We start from the raw sequence: 24,986 nt of genomic DNA on the forward strand, positions 1-24,986 counted from the left end.
TTTAAAATACATTATAATTTAAAACACTATTCAATTCTTCAGCCGTAAGGGCTACTCTTTTCTTTGATTCGTTTATTTGTAAAGACATCACATTGTAACTTTCCATAAAATCTGTAAATTCTAAAATACTGACGTTTCGTTTCTGGAAATTTTGTAAAACTCCCCTATATACTTCGTCAAAATCTGCAATTGTGGTAGGAGATAATTGCTGATAGTTAATTTTAGCTTCTTTCCATTTACTTAAATTAGTTGCAATTTCGGTTTGTAGTTTCTGAGAGAAAGTTTCCTTATCGGCTTTCGCTTGTTGCAGAATTACCTGTGAAAACTTTATATTTCCTTGGTTACGATTCCAAAAAGCAAGCGGAATTCCGAAGGTTACATTGACTTGATTATTAAAAGCACCGCCACGTTGGTCGTAAGAAAGACCAAGATTCACATCGGGTTTTGCTAATGATTGTTGCCACTTTACATTCCATTGGTTGGCTTCAATGTTTTTATTTACTAACAAATAATCTGCACGATTTTCAGTCGCCAAGCCTTCCAAAACCTTTGTGTCACCCACGGTTTCTTTCAAATATTTATTGAATGTAGTTTCATCATAAACTGGCGTAATATTCGCAGTTTCGTTGAGCAGTAGTTTCAAGTTATTTTGTTCTTCAATATTGCTATTTATGATTTCGATTCTTTCATTTCGAAAAGAAATCAAAAGTGATTGTAGCCTAACTAATTCTTTTAGTGGCACATTGCCTTTTTGAACTTGAACGGTATAAGCATTCACTAAATCAAGAATATGAGCAATTTGTACATCGGTTGTTTCAATTTTTTTGTTGTTGAAATAAAGTGTGAAAAAGCTTTTTCGGAGTTGAAATTTCAAAACTCTGAGCAAATCCTGAAAATCAAGGTCTGCCATTTGCTCATTGACTTTAGACAATGCTACTTGGTTTTTCTTTTTTCCTCCCAAATAGATCAACTGCTGAATCGCAAGTGCTTTTTGCCCTTTTCCTCCAACATCTAAAACTTTACTATTGGGTGGATTAATGGCATTGAACTCACCGGAAAGGTAGGGTAAGTCCCAAATTTTAGCCTGTATAGTGAGGGCTTTAGTTGCGTCTATATTATAGTGTCGGGCAAGTAACAGTAGGTTGTTTTTCACAAATTGTTGTTCACAGGAACTCAAATCAAGTTTTTTCTGTGCAAAAGTTATTTGGCAAATAAATAAAATAACGCCGAGCCCTATATGTTTTACTTTCATTGTGCTATACTTGGTTTATATTTTTTCAATAATGTAGTTATGTGAAAAGAATCTGAGAACGCACTAAAATAAATTGGCTTCACTGATTAAGTGTTTTTCTCATTTATTGGTATAATTGTTTTTAATGTCTTGCAAAATTGAGCCTCTTACTAAGGCTGCAAAAGTGCAGTACTACAATTTAATCGTTATTAAAAAGGTGTTAAAATCTGATTAAAAATATTTTTCTATTAAATATATGCCTTCTTAAAATCCTATGTATTATGCAGAAAGTATGGTATATTTGAATTATTTACTTGAAAAAATACAAATTCATCCATATCTTTGAATTTATATTTGTGAACAATTTGCTCACAGATTCCTGAAAAAAAAGGGAGTAAAAGAGATATTTATTGGAAGTCAAAAAAATACTGGTGCAATGGAAATCATACACGAAAAAAACCTCGGAACAAAACAAAAGGCTTTACGTATCAACATGAATAAGCAAATCTATGGTTGTTTCGCTGAAATTGGTGCGGGTCAGGATGTAGCCGCCAATTTTTTTAAAGCAGGCGGTGCTTCAAATACGATAGCCAAAACGATGTCGGCTTATGACATGACTTTTTCTGATGCTATTTATGGAGTCATGGAAAACGGCAGGTATGTATGTGAGCCTCGCTTAATGAGTATGCTCGACCATGAATATGGACTTCTAATTGAGCGTTTAGACGAAAAACGTGGCGATAATTCTACTTTTTTTGCTTTTTCTGATACTGTAGCTGCTCTAAATTATCACAAAAATAATGATGCTCATGGTTGGATGGGCATTAGGTTTCAGCTAACACCTCATGGAGCTTACAACGATATTATTATTCACGTAAAAATGCTGGATAACGATAGTATTCTCCAACAACAAGCCCTCGGAACTTTGGGTGTAAACCTCATGTATGGTTGTTATTTTTATCACCAAGACCCCGAAACATTACTTTTATCGTTGATGGACGACCTCTCAAAAGACCGCATTCAGATCGACATGATCCGCTTTGAAGGGTCTGACTTTAAACACGTCGATAACCGCCTCATGAGTTTACATTTGGTAAAATATGGTTTTTCGGATATTGCTTTATTTGGAGCTGATGGCCAAAACCTGCAACCTTCAGAAGTGCTTTTCAGAAAACATGCTTTGGTGCTTCGTGGGCGTTTCCGTCCTTTGGTCAATGTTCATCTCGATATGCTTGCCAATGGTCGCAAACAATTTATGCGTGAACCCGATGTCGATAAAGACAAAGTAGTAGTGCTTTCAGAAATAACACTTCAAGGATTACAACAAGATGATGCTGAAATTGACGAAAAAGATTTCTTGGATAGAGTAGATATTCTTTGTTCGCTCGGACAAATGGTAATGATTTCAAATTATCAAGAATATTATAAGTTAGTAGCCTATCTTTCAAAATTAACTAAGCTGAAAATGGGTCTAATTATTGGCTATCCAAATCTGGAATATATTTTTGAAGAAAGCCATTATAAAGATTTAGCAGGTGGGATTTTGGAATCTTTTGCCACACTTTTTAGTCGAAATCTCAAGCTTTTTGTTTATCCAACTTACCAAAATAGCAATATAATGAACTGCATGCGGTTCAACCCACCCATGCACCTGATAGACTTGTACCGCTATTTGATTGCCAATAATAAAATCGAAGACATTCATCACTATAACGAAACCAACCTAAACATCAACACCAATAAAACCCTTGAATTGATTAAACAAGGCGAAGATGGCTGGGAAGAAAACGTACCTGATGAGGTAATAAAAATGATAAAAGACCGTTGTCTATTTGGTTTTCCGTGTGTGGTAGTACCTGGAGTAGATGGTTCTCCTAAATCAGTTGACAATAAGCAATTAACGATTACTAAAAGTAATGATTAATTGATATATTTTGCAAAAAAAATTAACAACAAAATGAGAGTTAAATTACTGATTATCAATATATTAGTTTTATTTTCAACACATTCTTTTGCCCAAGATACACCAAAAATAATTCTTCCTTCAGGAACAGTTTGGAGTCAATTAAAAGAAGGCGAGGAAGTAGATTTTGACTTAAATGTTGAAGGAAAAAACTGTGGGAAATTTCGGTTTTCGATTCAACAAGGCAAATTGGACGGAATGGCTTTCGATTCGTCAGGAAAATTTACTTGGACACCACCTTTTACTTTGGTTGACAGATTAGATTCTTATAAATTTCACCAAGTAATATTTGAGGCAAAATGCGACTCAACTACTGAAACCCTTTCGGCAAAAGTTGAGTTTCGTATCCAGCACGTCAATCGGAGTCCAGTTGTTAGAGATTTGAAGCCTTTTTATGTACAGTATAATACCACCAATATTTATAAAATCGACCGCTATTTTGTTATTGATGAAGATAATGACCCTATCGTTATTATTCCGTCGGTTGAATCGCTACCTGAAGGACTAAAGGTATCTTCTCAAGGCGAAATTTCATGGATGCCATCATTTACGCAGTATAAACAATTGAAGGAGAAACCTTTATATATTGAGTTTTATGTAGAAGACCAACCTAACAAATCTCAAACCAAAGGAAAACTGAAAATTGAAGCTACACAGCAAGATTTAGCCCCCGAAATAGTAGTTGTACCGAGAGATAATGTTTTTAAAATTAAAGAAAATCAAACGGTTAATCTCCGCTTTTATTTATCCGACCCAAATGGTGATGATGACATTCAAGATTTCGATTTTTTAACTGATAATCAACAAGTTAGCAAAAAATCTTTGATAAAAAATACCTCTAATCAATACGAATTTACTTGGCATCCAAGTTATGATTTTGTGAAAGACCCCCTCGATTCAGTCGCTTTCAATATTGATTTTTTTGTATTAGATAAAACTAAAAAAAGAGATGTAAAAACCATCAGATTTGTAGTAAAAAATGCCATCAATGAAGCCGAAACTGACTTGAAATTATACAATTTGTATCGAGGAACTCTGCAACGAGGCTGGGAATTGCTTGAGCAGATGAAAGAGAAAGAAACAGAGTTGAAAAAATCATATAATCAAGCAAAAAAAGGCAAAAAAAATCGTTCAATCCTTAATGCTTCTTTGGGAGCAACTACCAGTTTATCTTCGGTTTTTGTTCCGAAAACCAAACCAGACCAACAACGCTTAATTTCGACATTGGGAGGAACAACCGTACTGACAATCGGTACTTTGGAAGCTACCGAAGTCATTGGTCGCTCCATGAAAGACCTCATTGACCGCCTCAATTATATCGTTGAAAAAAAGAATGAACTTCAAAGTAAAGGTGATATTTTTTCTCGTGACTATGCCTTAAAATCTTCTCGCCGAGGAACCGATTTTGTTAGAAAAGTTGATGATTTTATGAATGCAATGAGCCTAAAAGGCTTAGTTGTACTTGATTTGGATGCCACTTGGGAACCCAAAAACAAGCCAACAGATGCCAATATCAAAAAAGTTTTTAAGGATTTTAGTGCGGAGTAACTCAATCGGTCAATAAATAATGTGGCAAGCCATCCGAATGAAAAAATACTGAGAACATCCTCACATCTTCATTAAAGCCACATAAGTTTCGATACCATTCCATATATTTTGGATGCGGATATTTTCGTTTTCGGCATGTTGATTATTATCATGGTTGGCAATTGGAACTGTGATTGTGGGCGTTGCCAAATACTTTTCAAATAAAAACAAAGGCAAACTTCCACCCAAACTTGGCATCAAAACTACCTCTTCGTTGGTGCTCGACTGCACAGCCTTAATTACATTTTGAGCAATCGGCAAATCCATTTTTGTTCGTTGAGCATTATAGCCTTTTTGAGCTTGCACACGAGCAATCAATGGGTATTTTATGCGTTCTTCGTCAGTTATGCTTTCATTTTGTGTAACATAATAACCTTGTGCTTTGATATGCTCAATTACTTTTTGAACTTGTCGCTGGGCATCATTCCCTAAAACCAAACGTAAATCTAAAGCTGCGGTTGCCGAAACTGGAATGACATTGGCTGCCATTTTTCCAACATTTGCACTCGAAAACCCATTGATATTGAGCGAAGGTAAATTAATTAATTCGACCAAAGATTTTCCACCACCTTCTGGACGCATAAAGCCCAATTCATTTTTCATTTGTTCGTCAACCGAAGGTACTTTTGCAATTGCTCTTCTCTCAATTTCAGTAAATGGAATCACATCATCGTAAAAACCTTTAATCAAAACTCGTCCATTATCATCTTTCATCGAAGCTAATAATTTTGCTAAAAGCATGGCAGGATTGGGAGCCCAGTTTCCGTAATGTCCGCTATGAAGTGGACGCTTTGAGGCATAAACTTTTACTTCCATATTTACATCTCCACGCACACCAAAAACCACTTGTTTTCTACCCGATTGATGCACAGGACCATCACAAATTATCCAAAGGTCAGACTTGAGCTTGTCTTTGTGTTTCTCTAAAATTTCTGCAAGATGTATCGAACCAGCTTCTTCTTCTCCTTCAAAAAAAAACTTGATATTGACCGATGGCTGAATACCCAATTTTGTCAGCACTTCATAAGCCGAGAGTATAGAAAACACTCCTGCTTTATCATCTGAGGCACTTCTGCCATAAATTCGCCATTCAGGATTAATCTTTTCGTCAGCTTTCGGAGCAGGAATTATCTTTCCTCCTTTTTCGAGTGAAGCATCTAAAAATACCGATTTGAAAGGTTCAATCCCTTCAGCCCATTGGTTTGGATTGACAGGCTGACCGTCGTAATGGGCATAAAAAACTATTGTTTTGGTTGCATTTGGCACATTTACTTCACCAAAAATTGCTGGTGGAACACCCTTGGTTTTTCCGTCTAACATTTGTGTCTTTATGCCACGAGCTTCCATCATTTTTACGATATAAGCTGCAGTTTTTTGTATTCCGACTGTATCATAAACAACATTTGGAATAGAAAGCAAACCCATAAATTCTCCGAGCAAGGCGTGTTCCTTTGTTTTTCGGTAATTACGTGCTTGCTCAATTAATGGACTTTGGGCAAAAGTGATGATTGAAATTAATAAAAATGAGGGTAAAAGGTAGCGTTTCATAGTTCTATAATAAGTGATGAAGTATTTGCTACAAATCTACTATTTTTTGTACCACCGCAAAAGAAAACTCAAAAATGCCTTACCATTTATCCTCATTCGATAATTTTCTTCCATTTGTTCTTGACTTGTATTGTTTTTTTCACTACGTTAGATTAATGAAAGTTCTTTGAAAAGTAGAAACAAGGTATAAGATACGAGATATGATTTTTTTTAATCTCCAATCTTTATGCTAATATCTTGAATCTCAACAGTTTACGTAATTATTCACTCTAAATTAGTGTGTTATGAAGATTCATGTGCATGCAGTCCATTTCGACATCGACCCTAAATTGGTCGGATTCATTCAAAACAAGTTAAACAAATTAGAAACCTTCTACGACAAATTTATTAGTGGTGAAGTTTTTCTAAAATTAGACAAAGGAGAAAATAGTAAAATCCACAAAAAGCACATTGAAGTCAAACTAAACGTACCCGGTCATACGATTTTTGCCGAAGAAAAAGGAACTACATTTGAAGAAGCGACCGACCTTGCTCTCGAAGCTCTCAAAACTCAGATTAAAAAGTTTAAAGACAAAAAAAATGAAGTTGAACATAAAAAACAAGAAGTAACAACAGCATCAGAAGAATTGATTGAAGATGATTATTGATATAAAATATTGATGTCTGATTACCAAATAAAAAGCGATAGTCTATTTGTAGGCTATCGCTTTTTACGTTTAAGGCCTTATAAAAAATGCTTAAACATATTTTATAACTATCTAACTATCAGTATCTTGTATTTTAATCTTATACCTTTGTGTTTACTTGAAAAATAGCATATTTTTGTGGAAATGTACTTACAGAATGCTTACAATTTATAAAGAAAAAAAAGACATTACCCGTATCTTGTGGTTCCTGCTGCCCGCTTTAGCAGGATTTGCCCACGTGTTACGTAAAGATATCAATAATTATGCTATCTATAAAGGTGTATTTTGGCATCTTTTTCAGCAAATAAATTTGTATAGTCTTTACCCCAAAGAATATATTGATAGCAACCATTATGGCCCATTATTCGGACTAATTATCATGCCTTTTTGTGCATTTCCCGATTCGATTGGTGTTGTGTTATGGGTGGTTTTTCATGCTTTTGTTTTGTATAGAGCCTTAATGATTTTGCCTTTGCGGCGTTCTAATCAATGGTTTGTTTTGTCAATCTGCATTGTTGACTTGATGACTTCCTCGCACAATGTTCAAGTCAATCCGAGTGTTGCCGCTTTGATTATTTTATCTTGGTATTTTGTCAAAAAAGAAAAAGACTTTTGGGCCGTGTTAGTTGTAATGATTGGCACTTTTGTGAAGCTATACGGCATTGTAGGCTTAGTTTTTTGGTTGTTTTCGAAACACAAAGTACAATATATCTATTATGCTTTCTTTTGGACAGCTGTGCTTTTGGTATTGCCTATGTTTATCAGTTCGCCAAGTTTTGTGCTTCAAACTTACCAAGATTGGTACAATAGTTTGGTCGAAAAAAACATTGCAAATCAAACCCTAACTAACGGTATCAGTACCATGCAAGATGTTTCGTTGATGGGTTTAGTAAGGCGACTAAGTGGCTACCCCGATATTTCAAATTTGGTTTTTCTTGTCCCTGGATTTTTGTTGCAACTCTTACCTTTGTTACGCTTCAAGTTTTATCAAACGCAAAGTTTTCAATTACGTTATTTGGCTTCGTTATTAATTTTTGTCGTCATTTTCTCTTCGTCCTCCGAATCTGCTACTTTTATTATTGCCACTTCGGGCGTTGCCATTTGGTTTATCACGCAAAAACACCCCGTCGAGCGATGGGTTTGGGCTTTAATGATTTTGGTCATAGTCGGCACTTCGCTTTCAGCAACCGATATTTTCCCAAAAGCCATACGGATGATGTTTATTTTATATTCTATCAAGGCTTTCCCTTGTTGTTTAGTTTGGTTTGTTTGCATTTATCAATTATTAAAAAATGATTATGCCGAAAAAGATGCAATAACAATTTTAAGTAGAAATAAAGATTAGACTTGTTGCAATGGGAGTTTCGATTTATAAAATCAAGTCATTTTTTGCTTGATTGAGGCTTAAATTTGAGTTCGTAGTGAAGCTAAGGACGAAAATATAAACGAAGAGCAATCGGACAGATTTCTATGATTTAAACAAGTGAAAACGAATAATCTTCCATTTCAACAAGTCTATTAATAATCAGAAGCAAATTAAGGCATATATGAACACTTCAAAACTAAAAATTTGTATTCTTACGGCAGCCTATAATGAGGAGCATAATATTGATACTTTCTATGAAACTACTAAAAAAGCAATAAAAAATCTACCTTATTCGTGTGAATTTTTCTTTGTGAATGATGGTAGCATAGACAATACTTTCTCGGTGATTAGATCTTTAGCAGAAAAAGATGCTACTGTAAAATACATATCTTTTTCAAGGAATTTTGGACAACAAATAGCTCTAAAAGCAGGAATTGATGCCATTAATGCCGACGCTATCATTATGATGGACTGCGACTTGCAGCATCCGCCCGAATTAATTCCTAAACTAATTGATATCTGGCAAACTGAAAAAGTAAATATTGTTAATACCTTACGAGAAGAAGACGAAGAATTGTCGTGGTTCAAGAAAAAATCAAGTCAATGGTTTTATAAAATTTTGAATAAAATTAGTGATTTGCAATTAGAACCTGGACAAGCCGATTTTAGATTAATAGACCGACAGGCTTGTCAAACCCTCAAAAATTCTAAAGAAAATGATGTATTTTTACGAGGAATGATACAGTGGATTGGCTATAAACAAGCCAAAATGAAATATACACCACAAAAAAGGTATGCAGGCGAAAGTAAATATACTTTTTCAAAAATGTTTAAATTGGCATTAGCAGGCATTACTTCTTTTAGTGTAAAGCCGTTGCATGGTGCAATTTACTTGGGCTTTACCATCGCTTTTTTATCATTTTTATATCTACCTTACGTACTTTACAGCTTATACTTTGGTAGTTATGAAAATGGCTGGAGTTCGGTTTTATTGACAATTGCTTTTTTTGGAGGGTTAAATTTGATAATTTTGGGCATTCTGGGTGTGTATATCGGTAATATTTTAATCCAAAATAAAGAACGCCCGCTCTACATTATTCAAGAACAAAATATTAATGAAAATAGCCGTACTTAGTTTCGATATAGAAGAGTTTGATATGCCTTTTGAGTTTGGGGGGAACCCCAGTATGGAAGAACAAATTGCCACTTCAACCAAAGGTTTGGCTTCGCTCACTGCTATTTTAGAAAAATATCACGCCGAAGCTACATTTTATTGTACTGGTGTTTACGCTTTGGCTCAGTCCAAAAAAATAAAAGTATTAAGTCAGTCCCACGAAATTGCTTCACACAATTATTTTCATTCTACCCATAAAAAAGATGATTTGATTGCCTCAAAAAAAGTATTGGAACAAATTACACAAAAAGAAGTGAGAGGTTTCCGAATGCCTCGCATGGCACCTGTTTCAGACCTCGATTTATTAGAAGCTGGCTATACCTATAATGCTTCGTATAACCCAACTTATTTGCCTGGTAGGTACGATTATCGGCATATTCCTCGTACAGTTTTCAATCAAAATGGACTGACTCATGTACCTGCATCTGTTTCGCCCGCTTACCGAATTCCATTGTTTTGGATAGCTTTTCATAATTTCCCGCTACAATATTTCTTCTATTTATGCAAAAAAGTAGTAGAAACTGATGGATACCTGCATCTTTACTTTCATCCGTGGGAATTTACTGATTATACTGACTTGCCAAATGGAGCAAAATACCCATTTTATTTACTCCGAAATAACGGCAAAAAAATGCAAGAACGATTCGATAAACTAATGGCTTTTCTTCAAAAAGAAGGCTTTGAGTTCAAGACTACTTCTTGGTTTTTAGACAATCAACATTGAGTTCTTGGGCACTCTTTCATTTGGCAAACCTCTATTAATGGTCATTTTTGCGAGGTTTTACTCAATTCCACAAATTTTATCCATCACCCAACTTGTACGTGCAGCCGAAATACCATTACTTTGGCACTCTCCAACGCCATTGAGCTCGTTTATCATGGTCTGTACAAATGGTTGTTGAATATGCTTCGAAATATCAAAAGTGAATTTTTGAGATTCTTTTCCTTCAATTTCAAGCAAAACTGAGTGGTCTCCAAAATAAGAGAATGAAATCTGACCTTTACTACCAACTATGGTCGTTTTTTCGATTTCTAATGTTTGTGCCACCGAAAAGCACCAAGTGCCTGTTCCCAAAACTCCCGATTCAAACTCAAAATTTCCGATAATAATATCATCTGCCAAATAAGCATTTGCTTGATTTTTAGCAATACCATTCGCCTTGATTATTGGTCCAAAAAGAAAATCTAAAGCATCTAATTGATGGCAAGCTAAATCATGAAAATAGCCACCGCCTGCAATTTCAGGTTGGTTTCTCCAATTTTTTTCATTGGCAGAGCCTCCTACAATATCGGGTTTTATGGGTTTATATAAACTGATATTTACGAAGCGTACATCGCCAATTGCCTTTTCTAAAAGTAATTCTTTAATTTTTAGAAAATTCGGTAATGCTCTTCGATAAAAAGCAACATATAATGGCACATCAGCTTTTTTACAAGCCTCAATCATAGTTTGAGCCTCGGCAAAATTACGAGCCATGGGTTTTTCTACATATACAATTTTGCCTGCGGCGGCAACCTTCAAGGCATAATATTGGTGTGTATTTGGAGGCGTTGCAATATAAATTGCATTGACTTCGGGGTCATTTATCAAATCATCGGCATCGCTATACCATTTGGAAACGCCGTGTCTTTGTGCAAAATCTTGAGCTAATTCGGGGTTTCTCCGCATAACTGCTACTAAAGCCGAACCTTCGACATTTTGTAGAGCTGGGCCACTTTTTACTTCACAGACATCTCCTGCACCGATGATACCCCATTTTATTGTTTTTGTATTGCTTCCAGTCATTTTATATAAATCATTTATAGAGCTTGAATATTCTAAGTATTTTTTACTTCCTTTTTACTGAATAAATCTTCCGTTGCTCGTTGGTGATTATAAAATCGGTATCATTTATATAAGTCAGACCTTCCATTTGGTTTCTCCCGATTTTTATACATGATTTCGGTTTTGAAAAATCTATTTTGCCACTAACAACTTCAAAAACAAAGATTTTTCCGTAGGAAAGTAAAGCAAATTCTTTTCCATTGGGACTAATACTGGCAGCTGTAACGGGACTTTTGAGAAAAATACTTTGTTCGGGTAACAGCATATAATCTCCTGCTTGGTCGGATAAAACGTAGAGTTGCGTTTGGTGATTTCTCGACCAATCTTTTGAAAACAAGTAAAGTTTTCCTTCATACCAAAAGAAGGCTTCACAGTCAAAAATCTTTTGTGTAGCAGGAAAACGGTCTTGGTCGCCATAATGAAAAGTGATTTTTTCTGTTTTCCCATTTCGGTGCTTATAAATGCATAAATCTTTGCGAGATTGATTATTATTACCAAAATCACCCACATAAATATTTCCTTTATCGTCTTTGGTGAGGTCTTCCCAGTCAATGTTTTTTGAGTCATTGACAAATAATGTATCAAAAATCCTTCCTTTTTGATTAATCATATACAATTCCGTATTTCCACCGCTATCGTTGTGAGTCCAGTAGAAATCGTCTTGCCACGCACGAATAACCCCTGAGTTTTCGTTGATGCAAACGGGCATTCGCCCTGTTTTTGTAACCACATATTCAGCTTTTGCTCGCTGAAAACCATCTTTCCGAATTTCTGAATGGCAATTACAAGTAGCAATGTGTAAAGAAAACAAAAACATATAAAATTTATAAAGGAACATAGTTTTGTGAAGCGATTTTTTAAATCACTATTGAAAAGTTTGAATTTTGGCAACAAGTTAGTTAATTTTGGAAAAAGTAAAAACAATTATCCCAAACCATGAAACCATATCAACAGCCATTCAATGCTCGCCTTGCCTACATCCTGATTTCATTGGTGATAGTTATATACGGAATGTATATGCTAAGTGATTTGCTCATTCCTTTAATATTTGCGGTTATATTTGCTTTACTTTTAATGCCTATTTGCCAGTTTCTTGAACGACATCAAGTGCCTCGATGGTTGGCAATTACGGCAGTCATATTGTTAACAGTGGGCATTCTGACGCTCTTTTTTTATTTGGTTTATATCCAAGTAATGAATTTGGAAGAAGTATTGCCACAACTCACCGAGAAAGCCGAAATATGGTACAGAAAAATACAAATATTTATTCGTCAAAACTTTAATATTAGTCGTACACAGCAAAAAATAGAGGGACGAAAATATCTGACCGAATTTTTGAAAAACAACAGCGATATGATTGGTAATACGGTCTCAACGACTACCGGTTTGCTTGGAAATCTGACAATTATTCCTTTATATGTTTTCTTACTTTTGCTTTACAGAGACTTTATTAGGGTATTCTTTTACAAAATATTCAAATCAGTAAATAGCCACCGAATTGACATAGTTTTGAAAAAAGTAAAGGATGTGGTAATCAACTATGTGGCTGGCTTGGGGATGGTTATTGGTATTATTGGCACATTAAATACTCTTGGTTTATACCTTTTAGGCATCGAACACGCTATATTTTTCGGTTTTTTAGCTTCATTTTTAGTCCTGATTCCATACATTGGCATTGCAATTGGTTCACTTTTGCCCATACTTTTTGCTTTAATTACCAAAGATTCGACTTGGTATGCCTTTGGAGTTGCTACCCTTTTCTTTGGTATTCAGATGTTGGAAGGAAATTTTATTACGCCCTATATCGTTGGCTCGAAAGTAAGTGTCAATTCGATGGCAGCAATTATTGCATTAATCATTTTTGGGAATCTTTGGGGAGTCGGTGGTTTAGTACTGGCTTTGCCTTTGACTGCTATCATCAAAGTTATTTTCGATTCGATTGAAGATTTAAGACCTTATGGCTTTTTGCTGGGTGATTTTGACCATATTGATGTGTCAAAAAAAAGACATTCTTAATTCAATAATCTTTACTTTGATATATGCAAGACCTTCCCTCATACATCGGCATTGTTTTTATATGCACTACACTTCTGACCATTTGGCTATTTCTGAGAGCTACCAATTATTCAATAATGCCCTTGGTTATTCTCTTTATTTGGGCGATTTTTCAGAGTTTTGTAGCTTTATCGGGGTTTTATACAAACCTTGATTCTTTTCCTCCACGCTTTTTATTATTAATAGCCCCTGCCATCCTTCTGATTATTGTGTTGTTCAATACCTCAAAAGGGAGAGCCTTCATTGATAGCCTAAGTATCGAAAAACTGACTTTGCTTCATACCATCAGAGTTCCCGTTGAGATAGTTTTATTTTGGTTGTTTCTGCAAAAAACCATTCCTCAACTTATGACTTTCGAAGGGAGAAACTTCGATATTTTGGCAGGAATTACCGCACCAATTGTCTATTATTTAGTATTTGTAAGGCATAACATGAGCAGAAAAATGCTTTTATTGTGGAATTTTGCTTGCCTTGCTTTATTGCTCAATATTGTGGTAAATGCCTTACTATCAGCCCCACTACCTTTCCAACAATTTGCGTTTGAGCAGCCCAATATTGCGGTTCTTTATTTTCCATTCAACTTACTGCCGAGTGTAGTTGTGCCTTTGGTTTTATTTGCTCATTTGGTGGCAATTCGTAGGCTTTTGAGAGAATAATTACCGTTTGCTAAATTTGTTTTTGATTCTTAGGTTTAGGATAGTTTTATTGGGATATTGTGGAAAAATTGAATGATTTACCAATACAAAATACGAAATTTATCAACATATTGAATAACACAAAACAGGCAATTGTAATTAACTGATAATCAGTGATTTTTATCTTTTAGTTGCGTTTATACAACCGTTGTGTGCTATTAAGTGCAAATAGTATGAAATATAACCGCCATAAATCATAAAAACAGGGCGTATGGCGTTTATGCAATCGTTGTAGGGCATTTTAGAAGACGACAAAACAACATACGACAATTGAAAATGACGAAATATTCGCTTGACGACATTAAGAAAATAATTGACGAATTGGCTTTAAAAATCAACGCACCGACAAATTTACTACCGAGTTACGGACAGCAAACTTGGGACGCACATCCATACATTGAAGTCGACAACTTGGGATTTATGTTTTACATCATCTCAGAACGTGGACAAGAATATGAAAGGAAAATGACTGACAAAATTGACGATTTACTTTATTGGATTTTTGCTAATGTGACTTTTTCTATGGCTTCCGACTATGAACTAAAAAATAGAATTGAAGACAAGGATTGCAGACGAATTACGTTTGACAAGCAAGAAGAATTACTTGGACAGCTTAACTACAATTGGAGACAAAAGGAAAATGCCGAACACCAAAGCATTTTAAAAATTCACCCATTTGACGACTTAGCAGGAATTCGAGCAACCTACTTCGGACAACTCAGACAGCAAGGACTTTAAGAAACTGAAATCAGCAAATTGGCTTATGAAAAATATCCTTAAAACTGAAAGAAAAACGCCCTATAACAGCACCTACCCAAAAGGCGGGGTTTCGTGTTCCAAAGACAGTTTTGTAGTTAATCAAACATTAGTTTTTCAAATCAAGTTTTGTGGTAAAAGTCCAGCCCTTCGGGTAGCTGCAATCCGTTAGCGTCAAGCTAAAACAAACGTTGAACAGAACGAATTGAAAAAAATTATCAAATTTTAAAATAGAGAAATATGAAAAAACTATTGACACTATTTTTTACAATTTTATCTTTAATTGCTTGTAACAACACAAAAGAAAAAACTATAGAAACATCAGATAATGAAAAAATAGTTAAACTATATTTTGAACATTTCAATAACCATGATTGGACAAAAATGGCGAATATGTATGCCGAAATTTCTGAATTTAAAGACCCTTCATTAGGGCAAGGAATTGTAAAACAGACCAGACAACAAATTATAGACAAATATTCAGAACTTAATAAGGTTTTCCCAGACCTTCACGACCAAGTTATTCAAACTTATCCTTCGGGAAACAAGCATATAATTGTGGAGTTTGTATCAAGTGGGACGGGGCCAGACAAAGCAAAATTTGAATTAGCAATATGTACTATTTTGACAATTGAAAAAGGAGTTATTACAAAAGACTTTACTTACTTCGACAATTTTGACGAAGAAAAAAGTAAGTAAAAAGAGCACATCTGTCCAAAAAAAGTAAACCAAAATTGGACTGACAAGAAACAGAAATGATGACCGAGAGGAAGCCCAGCAGCCAACATTGGGTTTGCGTCTATGCTGGCGGAGACGTCGTAACAATGGGCTGCATATCGATATCAGGTTTTGTTTCGGCTCTAATCAAACACGAACTGATTGGCGAGTTTGATTTATTGATTAATCCAGTTGTTTATTTAATAAACATTGTGCGAGCAAAAAGTATAATGCATAATCCATCAAAACACAAAGCTGCAAACCGTTAGATAAAAGCATTGCAGTCTCGACATCGACAGACAACAAAATGAAATTGACCAGACTTTTCAATAACTTTTTTGACAGTGAAAAAGCAGGCGGACTAATTTTAGTTTTCGTGACAGTTATTTCACTTGTTCTTGCCAATTCTGCTTGGCAGGCAGACTATATCAATTTTTGGCATTTTGAATTGGGCGAGCACAGTTTAGTTCATTGGATCAATGACGGGCTAATGACCATTTTTTTTCTACTTATCGGTTTGGAATTAGAACGGGAAATTTATCACGGAGAACTGTCCGACATAAAAAATGCTTCATTACCAATCTTTGGAGCAATAGGCGGTATGCTTGTTCCGGCAGGTCTATTTCTTTTGCTCAACTTCGAAACAGACACTCAAGCCGGTGCCGGTATTCCAATGGCGACAGACATTGCTTTTGCCATTGGCATTTTATCTCTATTAGGTAATCGTGTTCCTACCTCACTCAAAATATTCCTGACAGCATTGGCTGTATTGGACGACTTGGGAGCGATCATAGTTATTGCAATTTTCTACACTGCCTCAATTGCATATGTAAATTTATTTATAGCATTAGGCATTTTTGGAGTTCTACTCATTCTAAACCGACTGAAAGTTCACAACTTAATTCCGTATTTAATTGGTGGTGTAGCAATGTGGTATTTTATGTTACACTCCGGTGTTCATGCTACAATAACAGGTGTTTTGTTAGCATTTGCAATTCCGTTTGGCAATGGTAGCGAAAAATCACCTTCATATATTCTTCAACATATCTTACACAAGCCTGTTGCTTTTTTTATTCTGCCATTGTTTGCAGTAGCCAATACTTGCATTGCAGTTGGCGACAGTTGGCAAAGTTTAGGACAAACAAACAGTTTAGGAATTATTGTAGGACTTGTAATCGGAAAACCTTTGGGCATTTGGCTTTTTTCATTTATCGGTGTTGGCTTAGGACTTTGTGTATTGCCGACCGACTTGAAATGGAAAAATATAATTGGTGCAGGTTTTTTAGGCGGTATCGGTTTTACAATGTCAATCTTTATTACGATTCTTGCATTTGACAATGCAGACATCGTAAACAATTCAAAAATTGCAATTATTATTGCTTCAATTCTTGCGGGGACAATTGGATTTATCTTTCTCAAACTGACACTTAAAACACAAGTAGAAAATGATGAAACAACTTGACGACAGTAAAATGCCTGCCTATAGCAGCGTTTCTAAATTATTTAGCGGATATTAGAGCGATCATCATTACCACAGAAAAACAATGAACCGCAAATATCAGTTTGCAAATATGGCGGTTCATGCCTCGTATCAGAAAAAAATCGACAATTTAGACTTGCCTTTATTGCCAATAGCTATAATATATTTAGAAAAATTATTTACTTTAGTAAAAATTATTTGGTAGAAAAACAATGCTTAATTAGACCATTAACGAGGTCATTAATTTTGGCAAAACATCAACGCTCATTCTAAGTGAAACCAAAACCCTATCTCTATCTCCTGACTTCAATGTATGTGGCAGGAATAATTGGCTTAAATATCAATGCCACTGCCGAATTTTTCCGATTTCTTACACCATTCAATCTTTTGGCTTCGTGCGGTATTTTATTGTATTTTCATAAAGAATGGAATCGTAATTTCTTAATATTTATTACATTAACTTTGCTAATAGGCTATTTCATAGAAGTAGTCGGCGTAAAAACTGGCATGATTTTCGGAGAATATCAATATGAAACCACACTTGGTTTTAAGATTTTGAATGTTCCCCCTGTGATTGGTCTTAATTGGTTACTGTTAGTTTATTGTGTAGGGAGTTCATTTTGTCGAGTTACCAAACCTATATACTTTAAAGTGATTTATGGGGCATTATTAATGACTATGTTCGATTTTTTAGCAGAACCCATCGCCATTCGTTTAAATATGTGGTCGTGGCAGAACACACTTCCACCTTTACAAAATTACGTAGGTTGGTTTATTACTTCGGCTTTTTTATTAACTTTGTTTCATTCCCTAAAATTCCGAAAAGATAACCCCATTGCCTTGTGGCTATTAATTTTACAAATCTGTTTTTTCGGCATACAAAGTTTAATATTTTAAGCAACTTACAACCTTTTTCTACAAAATAGAATCATTGTATTGGTAAGATAATTTCTCTAAAATGCGTTAAGTATGAAACCATCATTAAAAACTTTTCTATCTGTTTTTTCGGGGCTTACAATGCTTACAAGCTGTGAAACCCAAATTGAAAATCCAGCACTCGCACCAGCTACAGCCGAAATGCTTGATTTTACAAAATATATAGCTGTTGGTAGTTCGATGGTGGCTGGCTACACCAATGGCGGATTATACCGAGATGGTCAGTTGGCATCTTATCCTAACTTAATAGCTCAACAGACTGGAGCAAAGTTTGAGCAAGCACTTTTTCCAATGGGTCAAGAGAATGGCACAGGATATTTAGTAACTTCGGCAGGGAATACCTCTGCCCAATTTGACAAAATAATTGAAAAAACAGGTATTATTAGCACTTCTCCCCTACTTTTAACTAAATATTCGGGCAAATCAAATAATTTTGGTGTAGCAACTTTGCGAATGTCGGATATGGGGAAAGCTGGATTAGGAAATGTAAAAATGCAGGGTTTTAACCCTTATTTTGAGCGAATTTTGCCTACTGGAAAAGAAGATATTACCTATCCAGATTTTGTCAAAGAAAGTAATCCAACATTTTTTACAGTAAGTATTGGTGAGTATGATATGTTGGCTTTTGCAACATCAGGTGGAAAAAGCTCGCTGACAGAGACTTCAGTTTTTGCACTCAACTGTCAAAAGTTATTAGATGCTTTGGTGGCAAACAAAGCCAAAGGAATCATCACAAATCTACCCAATGTAATTGATTTTCCTTATTTCAATTTTTATTCTTTTGAAGATTTGGCAAAAAATATAGGCGTTTCAGGCATTTATATTACCACTGGCAATGGTATCGTGAGATTAGCAACTACCAATGACCGAATTTTATTAGATGCAATTCCAAATGTAGGAAAAAATAATGCTTCTGGGCAGAAAAAAGGCACTTCTACAATGTATCCACTTACAAATGAAGAAGTTTTAGATAAAGATGAAGTCAATTCAGTAGCTTCTCGCCTGACTGATTTTAACGGAATTTTGAAATTGGAAGCCGAAAAACGTGGTATTGCATCAGTAGATTTAAATAGCATTTACAAGCAAATTCAAAATAATAATTATAATGCTGGCAATGGAATTAAATTGAGTAATTCGTTGCTAACAGGCAATTTTTTTAGCTTAGATGGCATCAATCCAACGCCACGTGGCTCGGCAGTAATTGCCAATGAAATTATAAAATCAATCAACGAAAATTATAAAAATTTCCTAAAAACTGTTATTCCTACGCTTGATGTTAGTAAATTTGAGGCGTTAAAAATCAAATAGTCAAGCGACTACTCGAAAGCGAAGCCTAAAAAAGAATGAAAATATCAATCGTTACTGCTGCATATAACTCTGCGGCAACCATTAAAGATACTATCGAAAGTGTCCTTTCGCAAGATTATCCCAACATCGAATATATAGTTGCCGATGGTGGTTCAAAAGATGGCACTGTCGAAATTTTGAAATCCTACGGAGATAAAATCAAATGGGTTTCCGAAAAAGATAGTGGTATTTATGAAGCCATGAGCAAAGGTGTAAAAATGGCTACTGGCGATGTAGTCGGGATTATGGGTTCTGATGATTTTTATCCTGATAATACAGCAATTAGTAAAGTTGCTAAAGCATTTGAAGTGTCAAAAGCAGATTCGATTTATGGCGACTTGTACTATGTTGATGCCAAAGACACTAATAAAATTGTTAGAAACTGGAAATCAGGGAAATATAATCGTGAGCGATTTTTGAATGGTTGGATGCCCCCACACACTGCTTTTTTCTTGAAAAAATCTGCCTACGATACCTATGGTTTATATGATACTTCTTACCAGAGTGCTGGTGATTACGAGTTAATGCTCAGAATGTTGTATAAACACAATGTTTCATCTTTTTATATTCCAGCAGTTTTAATGAAAATGCGAACTGGTGGAAACAGCAATGCCTCACTAAAAAACCGCATAAGAGCAAACAAAGAAGACCGCCGTGCATGGGTAATGAATGGCTTAAAACCTCGTTGGTACACACTTTATGCCAAGCCAATTTCAAAGCTTTTTCAGTGGTTTGTTTGAAAGCATTGAGTGATTAGTCTCTAATTTTAATTCAACTAATAGAAATAATCTTCTGCATTTTTCCTCGAAAATCAAAAGAATCTCCAGCTACTTTTCCTGCAATTACCTGACCAATAGGTGATTGAGGAGAAATAGCCATTGTATTTTTTCCTTCAAATTCAACAATTCCTACGCCAATTGTTACTAAAAAATGCCCCATAGAAGTTTCAACCAATGCCCCAAAAGCAACTTTTGAGAAAACCGTTTGTAGGTCAATTTTATCAAGTAATAACCGTTCTTGACGTGCTTGTTCGTACATTCGGCCGTTCATTTCACGATCAAGTTGCCCCATTGCTCTGGCGGTTTCATATTTATCTCCTGCCGAACTTTTACCCTCTTCATTTGCCGAGTTTTTTGCCGCTTCCATCGCCTGCCACGAAGTATCCATTCGTTTTTCGATGAGCAATTTTATCTTTTCTAAAAGCTTTGATTTCATAGGGATTAATAATACAATGAATGAAATGTGTGTGTGTATATGAAAATTATGATAAAATAGCAAGATTCTATCACTCTGAACGGGCGGCGTTCCGCTTCAAAATTGCGTTCACTCCCCCTTTTAGGTTTAATAAATTGTCAAAACCATATTTTTCTTGTAGTAGTTTTATTGCTTTCATGCTACGAACACCACTTTGGCAGTGAACAACTACTGTTTTTTCTCGACTGATATTAAATAAATATTTTTCCAATTCCGATAGTGGCATCAATTCTCCACCAAAATTTTTGATAGCATATTCATGCGTCTCTCGCACATCTATTAGTTGATAATCTGAAAGGTTTTTGAGTTCATCAAAGGTAATTTCATTTTTAGGGGGCAAACTATTCACTCTAAACTCTGCACTCTGCACTAAACAAAACTCGTCATAATCAATCATTTGCGTGATTTTTATGGTATCTGGCATTTTGGGGATTTTGATAATACGACTTTGCATTGAAAGTGTATCTAAAACTAAGAGTTTTCCTGCCAATGGCTCGCCAATTTCGGCAATTACTTTAATTGCTTCAAGAGCCTGCATCGAACCAATAATACCTGGAAGTACGCCCAAAACTCCCGCTTCGGCACAATTGGGTGCTTGCTTAGGTGGTGGCGGGCTTGGAAATAAATCTCGATAAGTTGCCGAACCTTGATAATTGAAAACTGCAACTTGCCCCTCAAAACGGTGAATCGCTCCATAAACAAAGGGTTTATTTAGCAGCACACATGCATCATTGACCAAGTATCGGGTTGGGAAATTATCGGTTCCGTCAATCACAATATCATAATCTTTAATGATTTCCAAGGCATTTTTAGAAGTCAAGCGTGTAGGATATTTATTAATTTTGACAAAAGGATTTAAGTCTTTTAAACGATTTTCGGTTTCGTCCACTTTTGCATAATTCACCGACAATGAACTATATAAAATTTGTCTTTGAAGATTACTAACATCTACCACATCATTTTCGACAATACCCAAAGTACCAATTCCTGCAGCAGTTAAATACAATAAAATTGGACTGCCAAGACCTCCGCAACCAATAACCAGAACCTTTGATTTTTTGAGTTTTTCTTGTCCTGCCAAACCAAATTCTGGCATGAGCATTTGGCGGTTATATCGCTGATATTCCTCGGTATTAAGCATTTTAAAGTTTATCTAATTCTCAATGACTGGTTAGGAAAATACTTATACTGTAAACAAAACCGCTGATTTTCATCGAAAGTTGCAATACTTACGTAGTTTTTTTATAGAAATACTAATTTTTAGGTTAAAAGTACGTTTATTTGTTATTCATAAAAACTTTAATAAAAATTAAGTATCTCTGGAAAAATGAAAAAATCAATTATTGCTTTCACTACAAGTCTTCTTTTTGTACAATTTTCTTACGCACAAGTGTCAAAAGCTCCAGCAAAGCCCAAAGCTCCAGCAACAAAACAAGTTACAGCAAACAAAGCCGCTATTATTTCTCCGACTGCAACAAGTAGTAATGGCATGAAAAATGGTATTGATTCGATTAGTTATGCAATCGGTATGAATATTGCAGGAAATTTGAAACATCAAAACCTAAAAGTAAATTCTGAAATGATGGCAAAAGCCATTGACCAAATCCTAAACGGGCAGCCAACATGGATGGAAGCTAACGCAGCAAATGCTTATATTCAAGGTTATTTTCAGAATGAGTCTATGAAAAAAGGCGGTGCTAATTTGAAGGTCGGCGAAAAGTTTTTAGCAGAAAATAAAACTAAAGTAGGCGTAATAACGCTTCCAAGCGGTTTGCAATATCAAATAATGACAGCAGGGACAGGTACAAAACCAGCCTCGACAGATAAAGTAAAAGTACATTATCATGGAACGCTTATTGACGGAACAATTTTTGATAGCTCGGTTGATAGAGGGCAACCCACCGAATTTGGTGTTACGCAAGTGATTCCGGGTTGGGTAGAGGCTTTACAATTAATGCCTGTTGGTTCAAAATGGAAATTGTTCATTCCTGCAAATCTTGCTTATGGGCCACAAGGTCCACCAAGTATCGGACCAAACCAATTATTGATTTTTGAAGTAGAATTACTGGATATTGTTAAATAATTTTATTCAATCTCTAATCATGAAAATAAACGATTTTGAGATAGTAGTTGTTATTTCGTAAGTATGTAATATAATATTTAATGAACTTCCCTTTAGGAATTGGGTTTTATGGTACAAAATATGAAAAGAATCATCGTTCTATTCACCTTAACTGGACTTTTTGGCTGTTTTGAAAACAAAGCTCAAAATCAAAGTTCGCCGCCCACTTATGGCTATAACGACTTAAAACCAAACCGCACACAAGAGCAGGTGGAGCAATTTGCTACACAATTTTTGAGCTATCATCATTATCAAAAATTCAAGTTAGACGATGCTTTTTCATCAAAAGTATGGGATAATTTCTTGAAAGACGTTGATGGTAGTCACGCCTATTTTACAGAAGCCGATATAAATGCTTTTGAAAAATACCGTGATGGCATAGACGAAGACTTACTCGAAGGAGATTTAACAGCTCCATTTGAAGTTTTCAATCTTTATCGCAAACGTTACAAAGTACGTCATGAATTTATTATGTCATTGCTTGATAAACCTTTTGATTTTACGACAGATGAAATTTATGAAACTGACCGTGAAAAAGTAAAGTGGGCAAAATCTGATGAAGAATTAGACGATATTTGGCGTAAAATTGTAAAGAGCCAAGTGCTTGACCTTAAATTGAGCGGTAGTAAAGATAGTGCCACAGTAGCTACTCTAAAGGATCGATATAAACGTTGGGAAACTCGCATCTCCAAATGGAGAGCTGATGATGTTTTTCAGTCGTTTATGAACTCTTTTTCCGAAGCAATTGACCCACATACCAGCTACATGATTCCGAGTACAGCTGCTCAATTCAACATTGAAATGAGTCAGTCTGTTGAAGGAATAGGAGCTTCTTTACAAAACGAAGGTGATTATGTAAAAATTGCCGAAATTATTCCAGGAGGTCCATTGTTTAAAGGTGGACAAGCTACCAAAAATGATAGAATCGTAGCCGTAGCACAAGGTGAAAACGGAACTTGGCAGGACATTGTTGGTTGGCTAACTGACGATGCTGTGAAACTAATCAGAGGTGCAAAAGGAACCGTTGTGCGAGTACGTTTGCTGCCTGGCGATGCCCCTGCGGGTTCGCCGACTAAAGAATTAAGATTAGTTCGTGAAAAAGTAAAACTTGAAGAAGCAGTAGCTAAAGGCGAAATTGTACCAATGAAAAAAGATGGTAAAGATTATAAATTGGGAATAATTGACATTCCGATGTTTTACCGTGATTTTGAAGATGCCCGCAAAGGTGGAGATTTTCAGAGTACAACCAAAGATGTAAAGCGTTTTTTGAATGAATTTAAAACAAAAGGTGTCGATGGAGTGGTTATAGACTTGCGAAATAATGGCGGTGGTTCGTTAACCGAAGCTATTAATTTAACAGGTTTATTCATTACAAAAGGCCCCGTTGTGCAACGTCGTGACAACAATGGAAGTGTAGACATAGAAAGCGATACAGACCCAGAGTTAGTTTATAATGGACCTTTGGTTATTCTACAAAATCGTTTCAGTGCCTCAGCTTCTGAGATTTTTGCAGGAGCAATTCAAGATTATAAGCGTGGTTTGATTGTTGGTGAACAATCTTTTGGTAAAGGTACAGTGCAGCAATTAGTTGATTTAGACCAGTTTTTGCTTTCTCCTCGCACAGCTTCAAATGATAAAAAAGCTGGGGCAGCCGTTGGCTTCGACCAAAAAGAAAGATACGGGCAATTGAAACTGACAACCGAAAAGTTTTATCGGATCACAGGAAATAGCACACAACGCAAAGGGGTATTGGCTGATATTAATCTACCAACACCATTTGACCCTGAAGAAATGGGCGAAAGTTCACAGCCAAGTGCATTGCCTTATGACCAAATAAAAACATCGGAATACGAAAAGACGACCGCTATTTCAGATAAGATTCTAAGCAAAATACAAGAAAAATATCAAGCTCGCTTGAAATCAGACTCCGAAATGAAGCAATTGACCGAAGATTTGGTAGAATATAGAAAAACCAAAGATGTTACGATTATTTCGCTCAATGAAGAAAAACGCAAAAAAGAGCGTGATGAAAACGAAAAACGTAGAAAAGCAGTAAATAAACTAAGTTCGGGAGAAAAAGATACTAAAGAAAAAGATATCATATTGACCGAATCTGAACGGATTTTGTGTGATTTAATTTCAGTTCAGAAATAATATAGTCGATGATAGATTATAATTAAATTAGTGAAACTATCATCCATGGGCTTTTGGTACAAAAAAGCCTCATTTGAAATTTCAAATGAG

Annotated in this window: 25 protein-coding genes; 19 read left to right on the plus strand and 6 right to left on the minus strand. The window is 35.4% G+C overall.

Annotated elements, in window-relative coordinates; translation table 11 throughout:
• Nucleotide 1 precedes the first annotated feature (1 nt).
• Nucleotides 2–1,252 carry a TolC family protein gene (locus ACH2CJ_RS04960; RefSeq protein WP_394991134.1) on the minus strand — a complete coding sequence of 417 codons (1,251 nt, stop codon included), beginning with the start codon at nucleotides 1,250–1,252 and terminating at the stop codon, nucleotides 2–4.
• A gap of 415 nt (nucleotides 1,253–1,667) precedes the next feature.
• Between ACH2CJ_RS04960 and ACH2CJ_RS04965 the strand changes: the two genes are divergently transcribed.
• Nucleotides 1,668–3,155 (plus strand): TonB-dependent receptor, encoded by a 1,488-nt coding sequence (locus ACH2CJ_RS04965; RefSeq protein WP_394991135.1) that lies wholly within the window; start codon nucleotides 1,668–1,670, stop codon nucleotides 3,153–3,155.
• Nucleotides 3,156–3,188: 33 nt separating this feature from the next.
• Nucleotides 3,189–4,742: a hypothetical protein gene (locus tag ACH2CJ_RS04970; protein ID WP_394991136.1), complete on the plus strand. Its 1,554-nt coding sequence runs from the start codon at nucleotides 3,189–3,191 to the stop codon at nucleotides 4,740–4,742.
• 60 nt (nucleotides 4,743–4,802) lie between these two features.
• On the opposite strand, the gene ACH2CJ_RS04975 is transcribed toward ACH2CJ_RS04970, so the two are convergent.
• Complete coding sequence (locus tag ACH2CJ_RS04975) at nucleotides 4,803–6,329, minus strand: M20/M25/M40 family metallo-hydrolase (RefSeq protein ID WP_394991137.1); 1,527 nt, start codon at nucleotides 6,327–6,329, stop codon at nucleotides 4,803–4,805.
• Between the two features lie 284 nt (nucleotides 6,330–6,613).
• Here ACH2CJ_RS04975 and hpf point away from each other — a divergent pair, with 284 nt between their 5' ends.
• The 4 genes from hpf (at nucleotide 6,614) to ACH2CJ_RS04995 (ending at nucleotide 10,279) form a co-directional block, all read left to right on the plus strand.
• Nucleotides 6,614–6,976, plus strand: coding sequence for a ribosome hibernation-promoting factor, HPF/YfiA family (gene hpf / locus ACH2CJ_RS04980; protein WP_394991138.1), 363 nt, complete (start codon nucleotides 6,614–6,616; stop codon nucleotides 6,974–6,976).
• A 196-nt stretch (nucleotides 6,977–7,172) separates the two neighbouring features.
• Nucleotides 7,173–8,360 (plus strand): glycosyltransferase family 87 protein, encoded by a 1,188-nt coding sequence (locus ACH2CJ_RS04985; RefSeq protein WP_394991139.1) that lies wholly within the window; start codon nucleotides 7,173–7,175, stop codon nucleotides 8,358–8,360.
• Nucleotides 8,361–8,562: 202 nt separating this feature from the next.
• On the plus strand, nucleotides 8,563–9,516 hold the full coding sequence (locus ACH2CJ_RS04990; RefSeq protein WP_394991140.1) for a glycosyltransferase family 2 protein: 954 nt from the start codon (nucleotides 8,563–8,565) through the stop codon (nucleotides 9,514–9,516).
• Complete coding sequence (locus tag ACH2CJ_RS04995) at nucleotides 9,497–10,279, plus strand: polysaccharide deacetylase family protein (RefSeq protein ID WP_394991141.1); 783 nt, start codon at nucleotides 9,497–9,499, stop codon at nucleotides 10,277–10,279. Before ACH2CJ_RS04990 ends, ACH2CJ_RS04995 begins: the two co-directional genes overlap by 20 nt.
• A gap of 57 nt (nucleotides 10,280–10,336) precedes the next feature.
• Here the strand turns inward: ACH2CJ_RS04995 and ACH2CJ_RS05000 are convergent, their stop codons facing one another.
• Nucleotides 10,337–11,341: a Gfo/Idh/MocA family protein gene (locus tag ACH2CJ_RS05000; protein ID WP_394991142.1), complete on the minus strand. Its 1,005-nt coding sequence runs from the start codon at nucleotides 11,339–11,341 to the stop codon at nucleotides 10,337–10,339.
• A gap of 43 nt (nucleotides 11,342–11,384) precedes the next feature.
• Entirely contained in the window at nucleotides 11,385–12,218 is an 834-nt protein-coding gene (locus tag ACH2CJ_RS05005; protein WP_394991143.1) for a hypothetical protein, read from the minus strand.
• A gap of 98 nt (nucleotides 12,219–12,316) precedes the next feature.
• Here ACH2CJ_RS05005 and ACH2CJ_RS05010 point away from each other — a divergent pair, with 98 nt between their 5' ends.
• The 11 genes from ACH2CJ_RS05010 (at nucleotide 12,317) to ACH2CJ_RS05060 (ending at nucleotide 20,106) form a co-directional block, all read left to right on the plus strand.
• Entirely contained in the window at nucleotides 12,317–13,396 is a 1,080-nt protein-coding gene (locus tag ACH2CJ_RS05010) for an AI-2E family transporter (protein ID WP_394991144.1), read from the plus strand.
• 23 nt (nucleotides 13,397–13,419) lie between these two features.
• Nucleotides 13,420–14,091 (plus strand): hypothetical protein, encoded by a 672-nt coding sequence (locus tag ACH2CJ_RS05015; RefSeq protein ID WP_394991145.1) that lies wholly within the window; start codon nucleotides 13,420–13,422, stop codon nucleotides 14,089–14,091.
• Between the two features lie 315 nt (nucleotides 14,092–14,406).
• Entirely contained in the window at nucleotides 14,407–14,868 is a 462-nt protein-coding gene (locus ACH2CJ_RS05020; protein WP_394991146.1) for an Imm63 family immunity protein, read from the plus strand.
• 25 nt (nucleotides 14,869–14,893) lie between these two features.
• On the plus strand, nucleotides 14,894–15,058 hold the full coding sequence (locus tag ACH2CJ_RS05025) for a hypothetical protein (protein ID WP_394991147.1): 165 nt from the start codon (nucleotides 14,894–14,896) through the stop codon (nucleotides 15,056–15,058).
• A gap of 68 nt (nucleotides 15,059–15,126) precedes the next feature.
• Entirely contained in the window at nucleotides 15,127–15,585 is a 459-nt protein-coding gene (locus ACH2CJ_RS05030) for a nuclear transport factor 2 family protein (protein ID WP_394991148.1), read from the plus strand.
• Between the two features lie 56 nt (nucleotides 15,586–15,641).
• Nucleotides 15,642–15,872: a hypothetical protein gene (locus ACH2CJ_RS05035; RefSeq protein WP_394991149.1), complete on the plus strand. Its 231-nt coding sequence runs from the start codon at nucleotides 15,642–15,644 to the stop codon at nucleotides 15,870–15,872.
• Between the two features lie 38 nt (nucleotides 15,873–15,910).
• Nucleotides 15,911–17,065, plus strand: coding sequence for a Na+/H+ antiporter NhaA (gene nhaA / locus ACH2CJ_RS05040; protein ID WP_394991150.1), 1,155 nt, complete (start codon nucleotides 15,911–15,913; stop codon nucleotides 17,063–17,065).
• A gap of 82 nt (nucleotides 17,066–17,147) precedes the next feature.
• Nucleotides 17,148–17,288, plus strand: a complete 141-nt coding sequence (locus tag ACH2CJ_RS05045) for a hypothetical protein (RefSeq protein WP_394991151.1) — start codon at nucleotides 17,148–17,150, stop codon at nucleotides 17,286–17,288.
• Between the two features lie 68 nt (nucleotides 17,289–17,356).
• A complete protein-coding gene (locus ACH2CJ_RS05050) occupies nucleotides 17,357–17,980 on the plus strand; it encodes a carotenoid biosynthesis protein (RefSeq protein WP_394991152.1) in 624 nt (207 codons plus the stop codon).
• 72 nt (nucleotides 17,981–18,052) lie between these two features.
• Nucleotides 18,053–19,327, plus strand: coding sequence for an SGNH/GDSL hydrolase family protein (locus tag ACH2CJ_RS05055; RefSeq protein WP_394991153.1), 1,275 nt, complete (start codon nucleotides 18,053–18,055; stop codon nucleotides 19,325–19,327).
• Nucleotides 19,328–19,362: 35 nt separating this feature from the next.
• On the plus strand, nucleotides 19,363–20,106 hold the full coding sequence (locus ACH2CJ_RS05060; protein WP_394991154.1) for a glycosyltransferase family 2 protein: 744 nt from the start codon (nucleotides 19,363–19,365) through the stop codon (nucleotides 20,104–20,106).
• Between the two features lie 31 nt (nucleotides 20,107–20,137).
• On the opposite strand, the gene ACH2CJ_RS05065 is transcribed toward ACH2CJ_RS05060, so the two are convergent.
• Together ACH2CJ_RS05065 and moeB are read right to left on the minus strand one after the other, a co-directional pair.
• Nucleotides 20,138–20,581 (minus strand): transcription elongation factor, encoded by a 444-nt coding sequence (locus ACH2CJ_RS05065; protein ID WP_394991155.1) that lies wholly within the window; start codon nucleotides 20,579–20,581, stop codon nucleotides 20,138–20,140.
• Nucleotides 20,582–20,651: 70 nt separating this feature from the next.
• Nucleotides 20,652–21,761 carry a molybdopterin-synthase adenylyltransferase MoeB gene (moeB, locus tag ACH2CJ_RS05070; RefSeq protein ID WP_394991156.1) on the minus strand — a complete coding sequence of 370 codons (1,110 nt, stop codon included), beginning with the start codon at nucleotides 21,759–21,761 and terminating at the stop codon, nucleotides 20,652–20,654.
• Between the two features lie 186 nt (nucleotides 21,762–21,947).
• Between moeB and ACH2CJ_RS05075 the strand changes: the two genes are divergently transcribed.
• Entirely contained in the window at nucleotides 21,948–22,703 is a 756-nt protein-coding gene (locus tag ACH2CJ_RS05075) for an FKBP-type peptidyl-prolyl cis-trans isomerase (RefSeq protein WP_394991157.1), read from the plus strand.
• 120 nt (nucleotides 22,704–22,823) lie between these two features.
• The gene (locus ACH2CJ_RS05080) at nucleotides 22,824–24,896 is read left to right on the plus strand and encodes a carboxy terminal-processing peptidase (protein ID WP_394991159.1); all 2,073 of its coding nucleotides are present in this window, start codon (nucleotides 22,824–22,826) and stop codon (nucleotides 24,894–24,896) included.
• The last annotated feature ends 90 nt before the right edge of the window (nucleotides 24,897–24,986 follow it).

It is taken from the genome of Emticicia sp. (assembly GCF_043780375.1).
GTDB lineage: Bacteria > Bacteroidota > Bacteroidia > Cytophagales > Spirosomataceae > Emticicia.